This is a genomic window from Staphylococcus xylosus (genome assembly GCF_002732165.1).
GTDB lineage: Bacteria > Bacillota > Bacilli > Staphylococcales > Staphylococcaceae > Staphylococcus > Staphylococcus xylosus.
In genome coordinates, this window is the sequence record NZ_MRZO01000001.1 from 482,498 (window position 1) to 499,199 (window position 16,702).

At 31.7% G+C, this 16,702-nt stretch carries 14 protein-coding genes; 3 read left to right on the forward strand and 11 right to left on the reverse strand.

Annotated features, from left to right (window positions below):
- Nucleotides 1-66: 66 nt before the first annotated feature.
- Entirely contained in the window at nucleotides 67-1,158 is a 1,092-nt protein-coding gene (locus BTM19_RS02415; RefSeq protein ID WP_029377366.1) for a prephenate dehydrogenase, read from the forward strand.
- Between the two features lie 146 nt (nucleotides 1,159-1,304).
- Here the strand turns inward: BTM19_RS02415 and BTM19_RS02420 are convergent, their stop codons facing one another.
- The gene (locus BTM19_RS02420) at nucleotides 1,305-2,567 is read right to left on the reverse strand and encodes a Y-family DNA polymerase (protein WP_029377367.1); all 1,263 of its coding nucleotides are present in this window, start codon (nucleotides 2,565-2,567) and stop codon (nucleotides 1,305-1,307) included.
- Between the two features lie 151 nt (nucleotides 2,568-2,718).
- Here BTM19_RS02420 and BTM19_RS02425 point away from each other — a divergent pair, with 151 nt between their 5' ends.
- Nucleotides 2,719-2,904 carry a 2-hydroxymuconate tautomerase gene (locus tag BTM19_RS02425; protein WP_029377368.1) on the forward strand — a complete coding sequence of 62 codons (186 nt, stop codon included), beginning with the start codon at nucleotides 2,719-2,721 and terminating at the stop codon, nucleotides 2,902-2,904.
- Nucleotides 2,905-3,439: 535 nt separating this feature from the next.
- On the opposite strand, the gene BTM19_RS02430 is transcribed toward BTM19_RS02425, so the two are convergent.
- Nucleotides 3,440-4,420 (reverse strand): LCP family protein, encoded by a 981-nt coding sequence (locus tag BTM19_RS02430; RefSeq protein WP_029377369.1) that lies wholly within the window; start codon nucleotides 4,418-4,420, stop codon nucleotides 3,440-3,442.
- Nucleotides 4,421-4,559: 139 nt separating this feature from the next.
- Here BTM19_RS02430 and msrA point away from each other — a divergent pair, with 139 nt between their 5' ends.
- Nucleotides 4,560-5,075: a peptide-methionine (S)-S-oxide reductase MsrA gene (gene msrA / locus BTM19_RS02435; protein WP_029377370.1), complete on the forward strand. Its 516-nt coding sequence runs from the start codon at nucleotides 4,560-4,562 to the stop codon at nucleotides 5,073-5,075.
- Between the two features lie 146 nt (nucleotides 5,076-5,221).
- Here the strand turns inward: msrA and BTM19_RS02440 are convergent, their stop codons facing one another.
- From BTM19_RS02440 to BTM19_RS02480, 9 genes are all read right to left on the reverse strand, one after another.
- Entirely contained in the window at nucleotides 5,222-6,136 is a 915-nt protein-coding gene (locus BTM19_RS02440) for a D-ribose ABC transporter substrate-binding protein (RefSeq protein ID WP_029377371.1), read from the reverse strand.
- Nucleotides 6,137-6,149: 13 nt separating this feature from the next.
- Nucleotides 6,150-7,094 (reverse strand): ABC transporter permease, encoded by a 945-nt coding sequence (locus tag BTM19_RS02445; protein ID WP_029377372.1) that lies wholly within the window; start codon nucleotides 7,092-7,094, stop codon nucleotides 6,150-6,152.
- Nucleotides 7,081-8,571, reverse strand: coding sequence for a sugar ABC transporter ATP-binding protein (locus BTM19_RS02450; RefSeq protein WP_029377373.1), 1,491 nt, complete (start codon nucleotides 8,569-8,571; stop codon nucleotides 7,081-7,083). The genes BTM19_RS02445 and BTM19_RS02450 overlap by 14 nt, the downstream gene beginning before the upstream one ends.
- A 14-nt stretch (nucleotides 8,572-8,585) precedes the next feature.
- Nucleotides 8,586-8,975: a D-ribose pyranase gene (rbsD, locus tag BTM19_RS02455; protein WP_029377374.1), complete on the reverse strand. Its 390-nt coding sequence runs from the start codon at nucleotides 8,973-8,975 to the stop codon at nucleotides 8,586-8,588.
- A gap of 42 nt (nucleotides 8,976-9,017) precedes the next feature.
- The gene (locus tag BTM19_RS02460; RefSeq protein WP_029377375.1) at nucleotides 9,018-9,983 is read right to left on the reverse strand and encodes a LacI family DNA-binding transcriptional regulator; all 966 of its coding nucleotides are present in this window, start codon (nucleotides 9,981-9,983) and stop codon (nucleotides 9,018-9,020) included.
- Nucleotides 9,984-10,124: 141 nt separating this feature from the next.
- A complete protein-coding gene (locus BTM19_RS02465; RefSeq protein ID WP_029377376.1) occupies nucleotides 10,125-10,430 on the reverse strand; it encodes a hypothetical protein in 306 nt (101 codons plus the stop codon).
- Nucleotides 10,431-10,873: 443 nt separating this feature from the next.
- On the reverse strand, nucleotides 10,874-13,399 hold the full coding sequence (gene mprF / locus BTM19_RS02470; RefSeq protein WP_029377377.1) for a bifunctional lysylphosphatidylglycerol flippase/synthetase MprF: 2,526 nt from the start codon (nucleotides 13,397-13,399) through the stop codon (nucleotides 10,874-10,876).
- Nucleotides 13,400-13,882: 483 nt separating this feature from the next.
- Nucleotides 13,883-15,109, reverse strand: a complete 1,227-nt coding sequence (locus BTM19_RS02475; protein WP_029377378.1) for an AI-2E family transporter — start codon at nucleotides 15,107-15,109, stop codon at nucleotides 13,883-13,885.
- 364 nt (nucleotides 15,110-15,473) lie between these two features.
- Complete coding sequence (locus tag BTM19_RS02480) at nucleotides 15,474-16,562, reverse strand: acyltransferase (RefSeq protein ID WP_029377379.1); 1,089 nt, start codon at nucleotides 16,560-16,562, stop codon at nucleotides 15,474-15,476.
- Between the last annotated feature and the right edge of the window lie 140 nt (nucleotides 16,563-16,702).

Sequence of the window (16,702 nt, forward strand, 5' to 3'; positions counted from 1 at the left end):
GCGTATTAGTAATACCTACTATACAATATTACTATTCTGAAAATTTTGATAGAGGTGATTCGCTTAATGAAACAGATACTTTTCGTTGGTCTAGGCCTTATCGGTGGCAGTCTAGCGAGTAATTTACGATACTATCATAATGATATAGAAATTACAGCATTTGATGCTGATACATCTCAATTAGATAAAGCTTTATCTATTGGTATCATTGATTTTCAATCGACAGACTATAAATCAAGCGTCGAAAATGCAGATATCATTGTATATGCAACACCCGTACAACAAACAATAAAATACTTACAAGAATTACCAAGCTATCAATTAAAGAAAAACGTTATTATTACAGATACTGGTAGTACAAAATCAACGATTCAACAGTATGAACAATTTCTTTTAAAATATGATATTCACCTTATCGGTGGCCATCCAATGGCTGGTAGTCACAAATCTGGTGTATTAAATGCTAAAAAACATTTGTTTGAAAATGCTTTTTATATACTCGTGCATAATGAACCAGCTAATGATCAAGCTTTTGAAGAAATCCAAGACCTATTAAAGACAACCGATGCTAAATTTATTTCAACAACTGCAGAAGAACATGATTTTGTTACTGGGATTGTCAGTCATGTCCCTCACATTATCGCTTCAAGTTTGGTCCATTTAAATGCCCAACATGTGGATGATTCTGCTTTAGTGAAAACATTGGCTGCTGGTGGTTTTAGAGATATCACTAGAATTGCAAGCAGTAACCCGGTTATGTGGCGTGATATTACAGTCGAGAATAAAGACACTATATTAAGTATCTTAAAAGAATGGAAAGATCAAATGGGAGAAGTTATATCGTTAATTGAGCGTAATAACGCCGAAGACCTTCATGCTTTCTTTAATGATGCTAAAACTTATCGTGATGAGCTTCCCCTTAAACAACAAGGAGCTCTTTCCGTGGAGTATGATCTATATGTTGATATTCCGGATAAACCAGGTATGATTAGCAAAGTGACAAACATTCTGAGTTTACATAATATTTCTATAAGCAACCTTAGAATTTTAGAGGTCCGTGAAGATATATACGGTGCATTACGCATTAGTTTTAAAAATCCTGAAGACCGTAAAGCTGGGGCTGAGGCCCTCAGTGATTTTGATACTTACATTGGTTAATATATGAAATTTTACAAGTGGGGCTACGAAATCAATTTTGGTAGCCCCATTAGTTTAATAGTTTAAGCAGTGGTTTTTAGGTATACTTGAGCTATTGCTCATGCGTAACTCCCACTATCTCAACTGAATTGAGAAGAAGTGAGACTTTACATTTTATGGCCTGCCATAAGACCAAGACGACCATGTTTTGTACCTGCATCTGTATAAGATACGGCTCTTGATACAATTCCTCGCCCAAATTTCCTATGTAAGGCGTCTATAGTTTTAGCTAGCTTTTCATTTCTTTTTCTTTCGTACTCATCAATAAATAAATTCAATTGTCTATCTTTCTCATCGATGAACTGAGTTAAAGAAATACTTACTGTACGAAATAATGCATAATGGTCACATAATTCATCTGCAAAACCTTCAACCACTTTGTACATATTATCTTCTAGATTTGTTGGATCTTCTAACGTATACTGTTTGCTTACACCACCTTCATCACTATAACCAAATGAAAAGTGAATCGTCTTAGCTAATTGATTTCTTCCTCTAACACGACTAGCAACATCCTCAATCAATTCACGCATAACTACTTTGGCTTCGCTGTAACGACAATCTCTCATGAGTATTTGACTTTTACAAATAGATGGATTTATCACTTTATATTTATCTCGCACTCTACTTTCATCAATTCCATTTGCATGTAAATGTAAATCGATACCAATGATGCCTAAGTCTCTTTTTAAATACGTATACGGGTAATGTGCTAAATCACCAACAGTAAAAATTCCTCTTTTATTCAATTTAGCTTCTGTTTTTCTGCTAATCCCCCAAAATTTACTCAATGGTTGAATTGGCCAAAGTTTTTTAGGTACGTCTTGATAACGCCATTCTGCAATTAAACTATCGTTATGTTTGGCTTCTATATCCATTGCAATTTTACTCAATAACATATTTGAGCCTATCCCTATTGAACAATTAATACCTGTTGCTTCTTTGATTTCAAGTTGTAATTTTTGGCAAAATGAATGAACCGTACTACTAAATCTATGATAACTATTCGTCACATCCATAAAGAATTCGTCTATACTGTATTGATGCAAGTCTTCTGGCGCAATATATTGCAATGCAATTTTTGATATTTCTATAGAAACTTCTAAATATTTTCTCATACTTGGATTAATAATATAAATATCATTTCTATGTGGTATTTCAAATAATCTAGATCCAGTTTTGATACCTAGTGCTTTTAGTGGTCCTGTGGCAGCTAATACTACTGAACCTTGTCTTTTAGTATCAGCAACCACTGCTAATTTTTCAGTCATAGGGTCTAACCCTTTTTGAATACAAGATACACTCGCAAAGAAACTCTTTTGATCTATACACAATACGTCTCTTTCTTCCACTAGATTATAATCATACATATCAAACAACCTCCCTAAAGTAACTCTATTATATACGAACATTTGTTCTAAATCAATACAAACAAGAACAAATGTTCTCATTTGATATTTTTATAATTTTTTGAATTTTCGTGATATAATATCTTTAAATTATTTTTAGGAGGAATTACATATGCCAATCATAAATGTGAAATTATTAGAAGGTCGTTCAGATGAACAACTTAAAAACTTAGTAAGTGAAGTAACAAATGCAGTTGAGAAAACAACTGGTGCTAATAAAGAAGCAATACAAGTAGTTATAGAAGAAATGAAGCCATCACATTATGGAGTTGGTGGAGTTAGAAAATCTGACCAGTAGTAATAATCATTCTATTACAGAATATGAACACATCTTGTCTAAAAGCAAGCATTTCACAGCAAAAAGAGTAGGACAGAAATCTAATTTATTTTAAAATATTTCACCGCCCTATCTCTAAGGATAAAGGATTGACCTGAGCTTTCGCTCATGCATAAGTCACCTAACTCTCAGGCGTCAATTTGGCGTAGAGATAAGGTGTATTATTTGTTAACCTTTTCCGTTTATATCATTGTGCCAGTCATCAGTGGTTGCGCCATGGCATAGTTTACTTACTAGCTAAGTAAACGCGATAGATAATTAATAACCAACACTATAAAAAATCCCCCTCACTATAATAGTAGCGAGGGGGATTGGTGTATTAATGCTAATCTTTTTCGTTAAATTTATTTTAACATCGTACTGCGTAAAAATACGAAAACTTCACCAGTTCTATACTTCTTGCTAAATATATTTACTCGAACAGACTAACTAACGAAATATGATAAAAATCAAGTGCTGTATTACTTCTTTGTCTCACACTTATATAGCAACAATACTATTCATCCAAGAATTTCTTAACTGCTTCTTTATTCTTCTCTTTATCAATTTCTAAAGCACTGCCGTCCGTTGGTGACTGAATGTCTTGATAAGTTCCCTTAATCGGTAATGTTATAGAATCTACATTCTTGTCACCACGAATACCAAAGTTTAATCCTGATTGCACCAATGCAGAATCCGGCATGTTGGTATTTAAGTAACCTCTTAAAATACCTGCAACTCTAGGTAACTTGAGGATTGAATCTACACTCACAAGCTCCTCTTTTAGAGATTGCATCACTTGTTGCTGTCTACGGACACGTCCAAAATCTCCTTCAGGATCATGTCTAAATCTCGCATAACCTAAGAGTTCTTTACCATTTAAACGATGATGACCTTTTTTCAACGATACGCCAATATTTTTTGACATGTCTTTTTCAACGTCGATTGGTACACCGTTCGGTTCCAGTTCATCTATCATTTTTTCAAAACCAGTAAAATCTAAAACAGCGTAGTATTCAGGATCAATACCTAAATTTTTCTTCAACGTTTGTCTCAATAATTCTGGTCCGCCGATAGAATATGCAGAGTTAATCTTATGTTGTCCACTTCCAGGAATGTCAGCATAGATATCACGCATGACAGATACCATCTTCATTTTTTTGTGAACATAATCGTATTGAGCAATCATAATAGAATCTGTTCTAGAAATACCACCGTCTTCGGCGTCTGCTCCTAATACCATTACCGTAATCTTACCGTCATTTTTAGCGGCACCATTAAATTTTTCTTGCTTTAATGTTTTACCGTGGTCTTTGGCATAATCAATACCGGAATTATAACCATGTACTGCATAACCTACGATAATTGCTAAAATCACAATAAAAATTAAAATGATTATTGGTAATTTCTTAATCCGCTTCTTCTTGACCCTACGCATAGGCGCTTTTTTGGTGCTGTTGCTTGTGTTTGTATTGCTTCTTTGTTTGTCTTCATTCATTAGTATCAACCTTATATCTTCAAAATTGCACTGCTATGTACTATAATTAACATATATTAAAGTTATATAAAAAGAGTATAAAAATCAAGTGATATCTTTATATATGGTACTAAGGTCTAATACGGAAAGGATGTTAAGCATGAATATTAACAAAGCATACTTCGCTGGAGGTTGCTTTTGGTGTATGGTTAAACCCTTTGATACATTTGAGGGCATAGAAAAAGTAACCTCTGGTTATATGGGAGGACATGTAGATAATCCTTCATATGAGCAAGTCAAAAGTGGTAATACCGGTCATTTGGAAACTGTCGAAATCGAATATGATGTCGCACTGTTTTCCTACAACAAATTATTAGAAATTTTCTTTTCTGTAATAGATCCTTCTGATGAAGGTGGGCAATTTCAAGATAGAGGTTCACAATACAAAACTGCTATCTTCTACACAAATGAAGATCAAAAAGAACTGGCAGAAATTTATATTGAGAAATTAAAGGATACTATGGATAAAGATAAAGCGATTGCGACACAAATTCTACCCGCTTCTACATTTTATGAAGCAGAAACTGAGCATCAAGATTTTTATAAAAAGAATCCTGAGCGTTATGCAAAAGAACAACAAGATCGTCAAAATTATGAAAAAGGTTTAGACATCTAATTTACATCAAATCACTTCGTACCAAAGCAATAAATGAGATAAAGCTATTTATATAACTATATTTCATATAAATAATCATCAATTATATAAATTTCAAAGCCGGAGTAGTATTTGCTACATCCGGCTTTTTTCTAGATCAATACCATTTAATTTTGTTTTTTCATTTCTAATGGAATTTTGTTTTTCTTGTCTACTTTCTTACCATCAAATAAATCCATTACTGTTTTAATACTTTCCTCTCCCATTAAATGAGGTTGTTGTGCTACAGTAGCATATAATTTATTGTTTTCTACGGATTTAATTGCATCCTCATTACCATCAAAGCCAATAACTTTGATATCCTTATTACCAACCGCTTCTACAGCACCTAATGCCATTTCATCATTTTGCGCAAAAATAGCTTTGATATCTGGATGTGCTTGTATAATATTTTGCGTCACATTCAATCCTTCTGTTCTATTGAACTTGGCACTTTGTTTCGATACCACATCTAGTGATTTATCTGCTACATTATGGAACCCTTTACCACGTTCTCTCGTTGCACTTGCACCAGGTATACCTTCTAATTCAGCAACTTTCGTATTTTTACCGAATTGCTCTACAATCAGTTGGCCACCCATTTCTCCACCTTTAACATTATCTGAAGCAATAAATGATGCAACTTCCCCTTTAGCAACTTCTCTATCTAAAGTAATTACTGGGATATTTTGATCATTCGCAATTTGTATACTACCTGAAATCGCATCTGAATCTGTTGGATTAACAATAAGGTAGTCTACATTTTGTTGAATTAAATCGTCTATGTCGTTTGATTGTTTTGCTGCATCATCTTGTGCATCGGCAAATTTTACTTTAACGCCTTGCTTTTTGGCTTCATCTTCAATACCATCTTTTATTTTTACGAAAAACGGATTATTTAACGTAGATATACTAACGCCAATGACAACTTCAGATTTTTTCTTGTTTAATTTATCCTTGTCATTCTTTTCTAATGGAGAATCTAGTGAACACCCTGCTAAAAGTATCAACATCGCAATAGCACTAATAAATAACTTTTTCATTAAATGACCTCCTCTATGATTTATTCTTTCTATCTATTAACACTGCAATAATAATTACTACACCTTTAACGACTTGTTGATAAAATGAAGATACACCCAATAGATTTAAACCATTGTTTAGCACGCCTATAATAAGCACCCCGATTAATGTACCGAGAATACGCCCTTTACCACCTGTAAGTGAAGTACCACCAAGTACTACAGCTGCAATAGCATCTAATTCATATGACATACCCGCTGTTGGCTGTGCAGAATTTAAACGAGATGTTAATATAGCTCCTGCCATCGCAGACATTAAGCCAGCTAAACTATATATCATAACCTTCAACTTATTGACTTTGATTCCTGAGATAAATGCCGCTTTTTCATTACCGCCCATGGCATAAGTCTGTCTACCAAACACCGTTTTATGTAAAATAATATATAAAATAATGAATGTGATAAACATCGTAACTGCTGGTACAGGTATACCTAAAAAGTAGCCGCGTCCAAATAATTGGAATGCATAACTACCATTTAAATTTGTAATTGGATTACCATCAGTGATAACAAGCGTGAGGCCCCTAAATACCGTCATAGTTGCTAAAGTTGCGATAAATGGTGCCATCTTACCTAAAGTAATTAAAAGTCCGTTAATCGCCCCTAAAATAGCACCAAAGATACAGCCAATTAACAACGCAACAATCGAATCAACACCTGATACCATTAATATCGCAATCATCGCACTAGATAACGCAAGTGTCGACCCAACTGATAGGTCTATCCCCCCTGTTAAAATGACGAATGTCATACCAAATGCTATTAAACCATTAATGGATACTTGTCTTAACAAATTAAACAAATTCGATGGCTCTAAAAAGGCACTGTTTAATGCACTTATGATAATGACTAATAATATTAATCCAATAAATGGTATGATTTTTTCTAAATATGAAAAAGATAACTTAGATTGATTCATTTATATTCCCTCCAGTAGCTAAAGTCATAATACGTTCTTCAGATAATGATTCCTTATCTAATATCCCAGCAATGTTACCTTCATGGACGACAGCCACATTGTCACTCATGCCAATAACCTCAGGTAACTCTGATGAAATCATAATAATAGACATCCCTCGTTCTGTAAGTTCATTCATTAATTGATATATTTCTCTTTTAGCACCTACATCAATGCCTCTAGTAGGTTCATCTAAAATCAATACGCGTGGTGCAGTAGCTATCCATTTCGCTAAAACTACTTTTTGTTGGTTCCCACCAGACAAATCTACGCACGCATCACCTTGTTTCCCTTTAATATTTAATCGCTTAATCATTTGCTGTGTATATTGCTCCATTGAACGTTGCGCCAAAAAGCCTGACTTTGAAAAACTTTTTAACGCAGGTAATGATATATTCTCTAAAATAGAATCTTGCAGAACTAATCCTTCTTCTTTTCTATTTTCAGTAATAAAAGCTAAACCATGTTTTATAGATTGGTTAGGGTTATTTATATCAATCTCTTTACCATTTAATTCTACTTGCATAGACCCTTTATCAAGACCAAACAACACACGCATAATCTCTGATCTACCTGCACCCATTAATCCACTAAAGCCTAAGATTTCTCCTTTATGCAACTCAAAGTGAACCGATTCTAGATTATGCTCATTCGAACTAAGCTCCTTTACAGATAGCACTAATTCATCTTGCTCATAATCCCTTTCAGGATATTGGTTATCTAAATCTCTACCTATCATCGCCTTGACGATTTGTGGATGTGTTGTAGATTCGGTAGCAGACGTCAAAATAGAACGACCATCTCTCATAACGGTGATACGATCAGAAATACTAAATATTTCTTCCATTCTATGTGAAATATAGACAAAAGATACGCCTTCACTTTTCAACTTTTTGATTTGTTCAAATAACACTTCTATTTCGTTATTTGTTAATGCGGCAGTCGGCTCATCCATTATAATAACTTTGGCCTCTTGCATAAGCGCTTTACTAATTTCTAACATTTGTTGCATACCAATAGATAAATCTCCCGCTAATTGATTTAAATCAATGGTTATATTCAATTTCTTAAATATCTTTTGTGCTTGTATTCTCATAGCTTTATTATCTACAATACCGAAAGATTTAGTTATTTCTTTTCCTAAAAACAAATTCTCTAATACTGTCAAATTAGGCCAAATATTCAATTCTTGTTGTATAAATGCGATGCCATGATTTTCAGCATCTTTAGTATTCTTAAAATGAATCGTTTGTCCATTTTCTACTACTGTGCCACCATCCGCTTCGTAGACACCTGTTAGAATTTTCATTAATGTACTTTTACCGGCACCATTTTCACCCATTAATGCATGCACTTCTGCATCAGCAATTTCAAAATCCACACCCAACAACACATCATTTTGTCCAAATGATTTATATATTTGATCCATATTAATCATTATTAATCACCCCTTTAAAATAGAACGCCACTCTTTAATATCACATTTGCAAAAGGTTTAGCTTCGCCTGTTCTGATAATAGCTTTTACTTTCCCACTATCTGCTTTTAACTGTTCATGAGCTACAGTACTAATATCAATGTTTTCTGATATCAATTGTATATAGAGTTCATCATTTTGCTTAATCATTTCATTAGCAATCGTCATTTGCTCAATTACCATATGATTTTTTATTAAGTGAAATACTTCTAAGAATGATGGTTTCCCAAATTCTAAAGCAAGATCTATTTTCTTAACTCCTTGTGGTACTGGCAAACCACAATCAGCAATAATAATTTGATCTGTATGACCTAAATCACTTAGCAATTTTGAAATTTCACTATTTAAAATACCTGTTTTATACATCAAACCACTCCTTCATTTATGTAACCCGTTACATATTGCGCATCAATGACGTGTACTCGATCGCTTTATTACGGATATTGCTACTTTTTCTAGCTCGACATAATCTTGATGATCATACAATTTAAGTAACTTTGACATTGCTAGTTCCCCTAAACGATAAGCCGACTGATCGATTGTACTAATTTGAGGAAATGTCATTGTTGAAAATGGTATATTATCATACCCTACAATTTGAACATCCTCTGGAATTTGCAAGTTATGTTGTTGTAGTATACCCATCACTTTAATTGCTAATAAATCATTACTGCAGATAATACTATCTATATTGCATGTCCTAATTAAATTAATAAATGAACCTTCATTGTTTAAATTCTGAGCTAAATATGTTTTGTAGCTAATACCATGTTCTTTAAAAATTGACACCACACCTTTAACGCGATGTTTAAAAGCATCAATAGTTAAATCTTCATGTACAACTAGACCGTAATTACAGCCGCCTTCCATAACTAGTTCTGCTTGACGTTGTCCACCTTCATAATGATCAGTTGAAACACCTGAATTTTCATTATTAGTACGATCGACAAATACAAAAGGCATATGAAGAGGTTCTAACATATTTTCAATTATATTTTCGTTAAGTGCAGTAGTAATCATACCTGCGCAATTATGAGATACAAATGTTGTTAAATAGGCCTTTACCTTTTCTTTATCATTATCACTGTTACCAATTAAAACTTGATACCCATGTTCAACAGCAACATCTTCTACTCCTCTAGCAATCAATGTAAAGAATGGATTACTTATGTCTGGTAGGAGCAATCCAATCATTTTTGATTTTCTTTTATATAACGTTCTTGCCGCTTCATTTGGTTGGTAATTCAGTTCTGCAATTGCACGATCAATTTGCGATCGCGTTTGTGCTTTAACATACCCAGTATTGTTAATCGCTCTAGAAACAGTTGCAACTGAGCAACCGGCTAATCGTGCTACATCTTTTATCGTTGTCAGTTAAGCCGCCTCCTTTAGTGTAACCGTTTTCATATTACCACAACTTTACCTTATTTAATAGAGTATTTATCTGCTAAGATTACATTTATAAGCACTGACTTAAGTATTAACTAAACTTTTTTATAATAAGCAACTAAATTATTAACCGATAAAATGTTCGTTCAACAAATTATCTTTTTCTTCAACTAATTTAACTTCATATATAGCTAAGTTCTTTTTACATAATGCTCTAATTAAGTCCGGTATAAATTGCGGATTTGCTTTAATTAATAATACTGTTACATTATCCACATCTACAAATGTGTAACTATAATATTTAGGTGAATATGGTTTAATTAGTTTTTCAACGGTTTTTATAACTATTTTACGTACTTTATACCAATCTAACGCTCCGATATTTATCATAAAAACTTTTTCTTCATCTGCATATTCTCTATAATCTATCAATTTTGTATACCTCGTATTATTATTTTTAAGTATTATAGATGATTGGCTAATAAAAAAACAATTGAAGTAAATTCACGTTTTATAAGTAACTAAGCATAGAATACAATTTTCAAATCCGTCACTTCAAAAAAGTAATAATACATATAAATGTTATTAAGAAAACACATGTATAATATGTTCATAATAAAGTGAATTAGATTTCAACACACCATTGAAAGCGTTTTCTAATGATGATATATTTATATTGTACCTTTTACAAAGGGGTAACGAGAAATTCAAATATAGTTAGAATCAAAATGATATTTAAAAGGGTAACAATTGTTAGTTTATTAAAGTAGTTAATAACTTCTCCAAAGATTAACTACACAAACCATTAAGCACTATTAAACTCCTTAAAAAGCACCCCACATGCAAATGACATGTGGGGTGCTTCATATTGTACTTTAATTATTTTTTCTAATGACGCGCATAACTTTTAACATGCTCACCCATAATGAGTGGCGTTTACGATAAACGAGAAATCTTGGCTCCCATTTCGGATTAAATTTCTCTTTATATCTTCTGAGACCTTGGAATCTATATAGACCGTTGAAATGTTCAAATACACGGCCAGCAATTCTTTCACCATAAAATGAATAAGGAATTTGTCCAACATTAGATAATGTCGCCATACCCATATTAAAATGTTCATAGTTATTGTCTTTTGACCAAAGTAGCATATTCAAATATAAACTATCCATTAATGGTAACTCAATGTCTTGTTTCCAACGTATTAAATCAACTGAAATCACGCCATTATAATAAGTTGGCATCAATGTGCAGAAAGCAATTACGGATTGTTCATTATCCTTTAACACGCCTATCGGAGCTTGTGATATATAATGTTCATCAAAACTACCAACAGAAAAATGCATTTCATTTTTATCAGCTAACCATTCATCACTTATGGCTTTTAAATCAGTAATCATTTGCTGTGAAAAAGGTGGCTCCAACACTTCAAACGAATAGCCCAAATCATCAAGTTTATTTAGCGTCGCTCGCAGCCCCCGCTTTTTCTTCCCTGACGTTGTAAATGACGTTAAATTTATAACAGCTTCCTCACCTAATTTAAAGAATTGATTACCAAAACTATGATAGAGTGACATATGTTTATCCGTTACTTGATAAAAAATAATATCATAACCTAAATATTCCGCTTCTTGATAAAATGCTTCTAATAAGCTGTAAAATGATTCTGAATTTCCAATTGGATCACCTAAAATAATATACGTATTATTATGATAGCGATACATTACAAAAGCATCTTTATTATCATTTATGAAAAACTTCTTATCTCCACTATACATTAAGTGACTTAAATAATTCCCATTATATTTATCAATAATCGATTCACAAGTTGCAATGTTATCTCTACTATTTGATGATCTATATCGATATTCAAACCACCATACGATAACACCGACTATAATTGCTACTAATAAAACAGTAATCCAGAAATAATATCTCAAAATAGAAGTTAGCATTTCAATATGATAAATTTCTAAAGAATAGAACGTACTCTTAATCACAAGATGATTAATATAGAGTATTATCGCACCTGTAATAACACTTAATAATAATTTAGAATATCTAAATGGTCGTTTGATAACCCGAGCTCTTCTATAAAATACGAGCAATAATATAAAAATTACAGTAAGCCAACTCAATAGTATGAATGATGCATACGTATACGCTGTTGCAATAAATATAAACAATACAGAAATAATTGAGAATAAAATCGCACGTTTAGACAATTTATATACACCAATGACATTTAATAATAATAGTAAACAAGCACAAGTATGAATTGAAACAATAATATAATAGATATAATGATTTGGATCATATAATCCATCATAAATAATTGTTAAATTATTCAAAAAGAATACTAAACTCGTAAACAGCAATAAGAGTGCAATAGCAAAAGACGGTATACGTGCAATTATGTCCTTTTGATATGAGCCTAATAAAGACGTCATATCCTTTACTGGCACTAATATACGTGAATCTTCCCAGTAACGTTTTGCAGTACTACGGAATTCAAATGTAGATAAAATCAGTGCAATAAGTACAGGGAATAAATAGTAAGCAAAACGATAAAGTGATAAACCTAACACGATTGCTTCCTCACTCACATTTAATGCCTTCAAACCTAACAGGACAACTAAATCAAATGTACCAAATCCACCAGGAATAAAACTGATCAAGCCTGACAACGCCGCTAGAATAAAAATCCCCATAAATGTAGCAAAAGGTATTTGAACGTCTACGATAGCCATTGACATGTATAATACTAATGCTGCAACAAACCATTCAACACCTGAAACAATAGTGCAATATACCCCAAGCAATCTATGTGTTTTTTGTACTGGCTTAATTATAGTAAATACAACAAATATCGGTAAAAACAATGCTACTACGTACATTAACCATTTAACCCATGGATACGGAGTAAAAATGTGTGAAATATCAAATACATGAAAAACTACTAAGATAGAAAGCAAACTCAAACCAGTTAACATTGAAATTAAAACAATGGAAATGGTATGAAACAGCGCTTTTTTATCATCAGTTGTATTTTTATAAAAAAGGAAACGCACACTGGCCCCTATAAATCCACCAAAGCCAACAACAGCATTCAGTGCATTGACAATATAACCAATTCTAATCGTTTTAGCTAAACCAATTTTTAGCTTTAATGTTTTAGCTAAAATCACATCATATATTGAAAGCACTATAATTGACGCGCCACCACTAAGGAACAGTGCAACAAGCCAAAATCTATTTATTTTACTAAATGATTTTATTGCGTCTTTAAGATTAATATGTGAGAGCTCTTTGTATAAAGTAATAGCAACAATTGTAAATAACGTTAATGCAAATGCAATTTTTAATATAGTAAATAATTTGCTTCTCAATTCTTTTGTCATCTTTTCACTTCACTTTTAATAATCTAATTGTTCCATAAAAATATAGCACAAGAATAATACATAATAAATAAAATTTTCAATCATAACTACTAACAAAATTGTTAGATGCATAATTTAATTTTAAGTGTCACGAGTTAAACACGCTTTAATGAGGTGACATTTATAACAATATAGCTATATAGTACATCACCTACACAGATGACGATAATTTAACTCAATATGTTAATAACACATCACTAAAACAATAAAGGACGAGACAAAAATCACATTTTAAAAAGTTGATTTCATCATCTCGCCCTCGATAGTTTTTTAACTATAATATATTATAAAACGCCTATAGCTTTCAGTATATAACCACATTATATCTATAGACACTTATCAATTTTGTGTGCTAGTCACACCACTTCAGTACGAACGCTGTTGATACAAACTCAAAATGAAAATGGCGTTTATTATCAAAGACATTGAAAAACTTATAGCAGTTTAACGAATGTCTTCATGTGTAGTAATTTCATAATCTCCAGCATCTTCACCATAATACTTATTATATCTACGTTTAAACATACTGTATAAATGTGAAACCAATACTTTTAATATCGCGTAAGCTGGTATACCTAAAATCACACCTACAACACCTAATAAGTTACCCGCACTTAATAAGATGAAAATAATTGTTAATGGGTGTATTTTAAGTGTTTTACCCATTACATTAGGTGAAATTAGATGACCTTCGATAAACTGAACAGCCGTCCAAACGACAATCAGTTTCAATAGCATAATTGGAGAAGTTATTAACGCAATAATAATTGCTGGTGATATCGCAATTGTAGGCCCTATGTATGGTACTACGCTTGTAACAGCAGCAATTGAAGCTAAAATCAAACTATAATCTAATCCGATAATGCTATAACCTATAAATAATAAAATACCAATACAGAATGAAACAATAATTTGACCTTGGATATAAGAACCAACTTGAACGCTCATTTTTTCTAATAAATCATGAAAATCTTTTCTGAATTTAGGTGGCATTAATTTTGTAGAAAATTCTTTAAAACGATGTCCATCTTTTAACATAAAGAATAATACAAATGGTGTCGTTGCAATTACCACACCAACGTTTACAATCGCCTCAGCAAAATTCTTAACCTTTGAGCCAAATCCGTTAAAGTAATCTGAAACCATAGATGGCAATTTGTTAGCCAAAGCATCCAATTGCTCTTGAATTTGACTATAGAAATTGGATATCAATGAATACTTAGTAACACTATCTATAAATTGATTAACCTTATCTACATATAACGGAAAATTATTACCAAAACTTCTGAATTGAGACCCTATTACAGGTATTAAAAGGTTAATAACAAGTGTTATGACACCTACAATTAATAGGAATAATATGATTACGCCCCATAATCTTGAAATATTATAACGTTCCATTAAATTGACTAATGGATTCAATAGATAATATAGAATCACTGAAACTATAATAGGTGCAGCGATAGTATTAAAAATAATAATAAACGGTTTGAAAATATAAGATACTTGATCAAATATAAATATAGCTATACCTACTAATATTAAAATTAACAAACCAAAAAGTAAGTCTTTGCCACCCGCAAACTTCATGAAGCGGGTTTCGGGAAAACTAAGTTTCAACTTATCTTTACCCTTCTTATTTTCTTGTCTTACGTTGTCTTCATTCGACATATAACTCACCATACCTTAAATTAATTCTAAAAATAGTAATTACTTGTTATGATTATAAAAAGAAGGTACAAAACTCTATTTTAAAAAACTTTAATAGTTTATTGTACTATGCTTAATAATAACACATCCTCTATATGACAATCATCTATTATACTAAATTATAATTGTCATCTCGCTTCTGCATAGATTATTCACTATTCAATTACAATTAAACACATTTTCCAAATATTTCTCAATTATATATAAATTAAAAGTAATATTAAACATAGAAAGGTATGTTGCTAATAATGAGCAAAATAAATAACAAAATATAAAAAATGAGAAGCCTTTATGGCCTCTCTTAGAAAATACTCTGTTTTTGTTTTTATGTCGTTACCTCATTACTAGTATCACTATTATCTTGAATATTAAGGCGTTTATTAACTTTCTTTTTTGGAATAGGTACAATATAATTACCAAATGGCAACTTACCAATTAAGTATACGATAAATACTGATAAAGCAACTGCTGCTATAAATACGCCCATAAATTTACTTTGAGCATCAATTTCTTCAACAAGTGGTAAACGCTTCACAAATTGGATTGCTACATAATGTACTAAATAGACACCCATAGAGTAATTTCCTATTAATGTTAGTGTACGCAAAACGATTTTATTTTTCTTTACATGTTCAAACATGTAGTTAAGAAATACAATGAAAAAAGGGATATAAATTATATTTGAGACATGGATTGAACTGTGTAAATTATCTAAATCAATACTGATTAATAAATCAATAAATAATATTGCTATAATAATAGAAAATAACGTCTTATATTTAAATATCAAAACTTTTATTTCATTGTAAAATTTTGCATAAACAATACCTAAAATAAAAAAGGATATCCAATTCATAATAAAGAGTTTATCATTTACAAACCGTTCTACTCCACCACCACCAAATGAAACAGGACCCAGCATTATCCAGACAATATTAGCTATGGTTGCAACTCCGAATAAAGTGAGAATCGGCCAACCTTTTTTAAATTTGTGTACGAATGGAAATAAAAAGTAAAATTGTATTACTGTTAATATGAAATATAGATGAAAATTTGCTTTGCCGAATATAAAATAATTTATTAGTTTACCATCATCTTCTAAGTTATGTAAAAAATAAGCCCTATATAATAAATAAAAAATTGTCCATATAATATAAGGAATTAAGATTTTGCTAAATCTTGATTTTATAAAATAATTCAAGCTAAAACCTCTATTAACCACAGAAATAGTTAATAAAAAAGCACTAATTACTGCAAAAACAGGTGTACCTAACCTTGCAATTTGATTTATATACCCCAATCCATCTGAAGTAAATGTACCTCCTGAAAGCGCGATACTATTAACTGTATGAATAGCAACTACAAGCATAGCAGCCACTGACCTAATTATAGGAATTTCATCATAGTACTTGATACAAAAACATCCCCTTTAAACAAAGCAACTTTAAAACTAATTCTATGTTTTTTAATTGGTACAGTAAAGTGAATTTGCAAACATAAATAAAAAAATAATACTTTCATTACACACAATTAAAGTTCTTAACTTTCACTTTA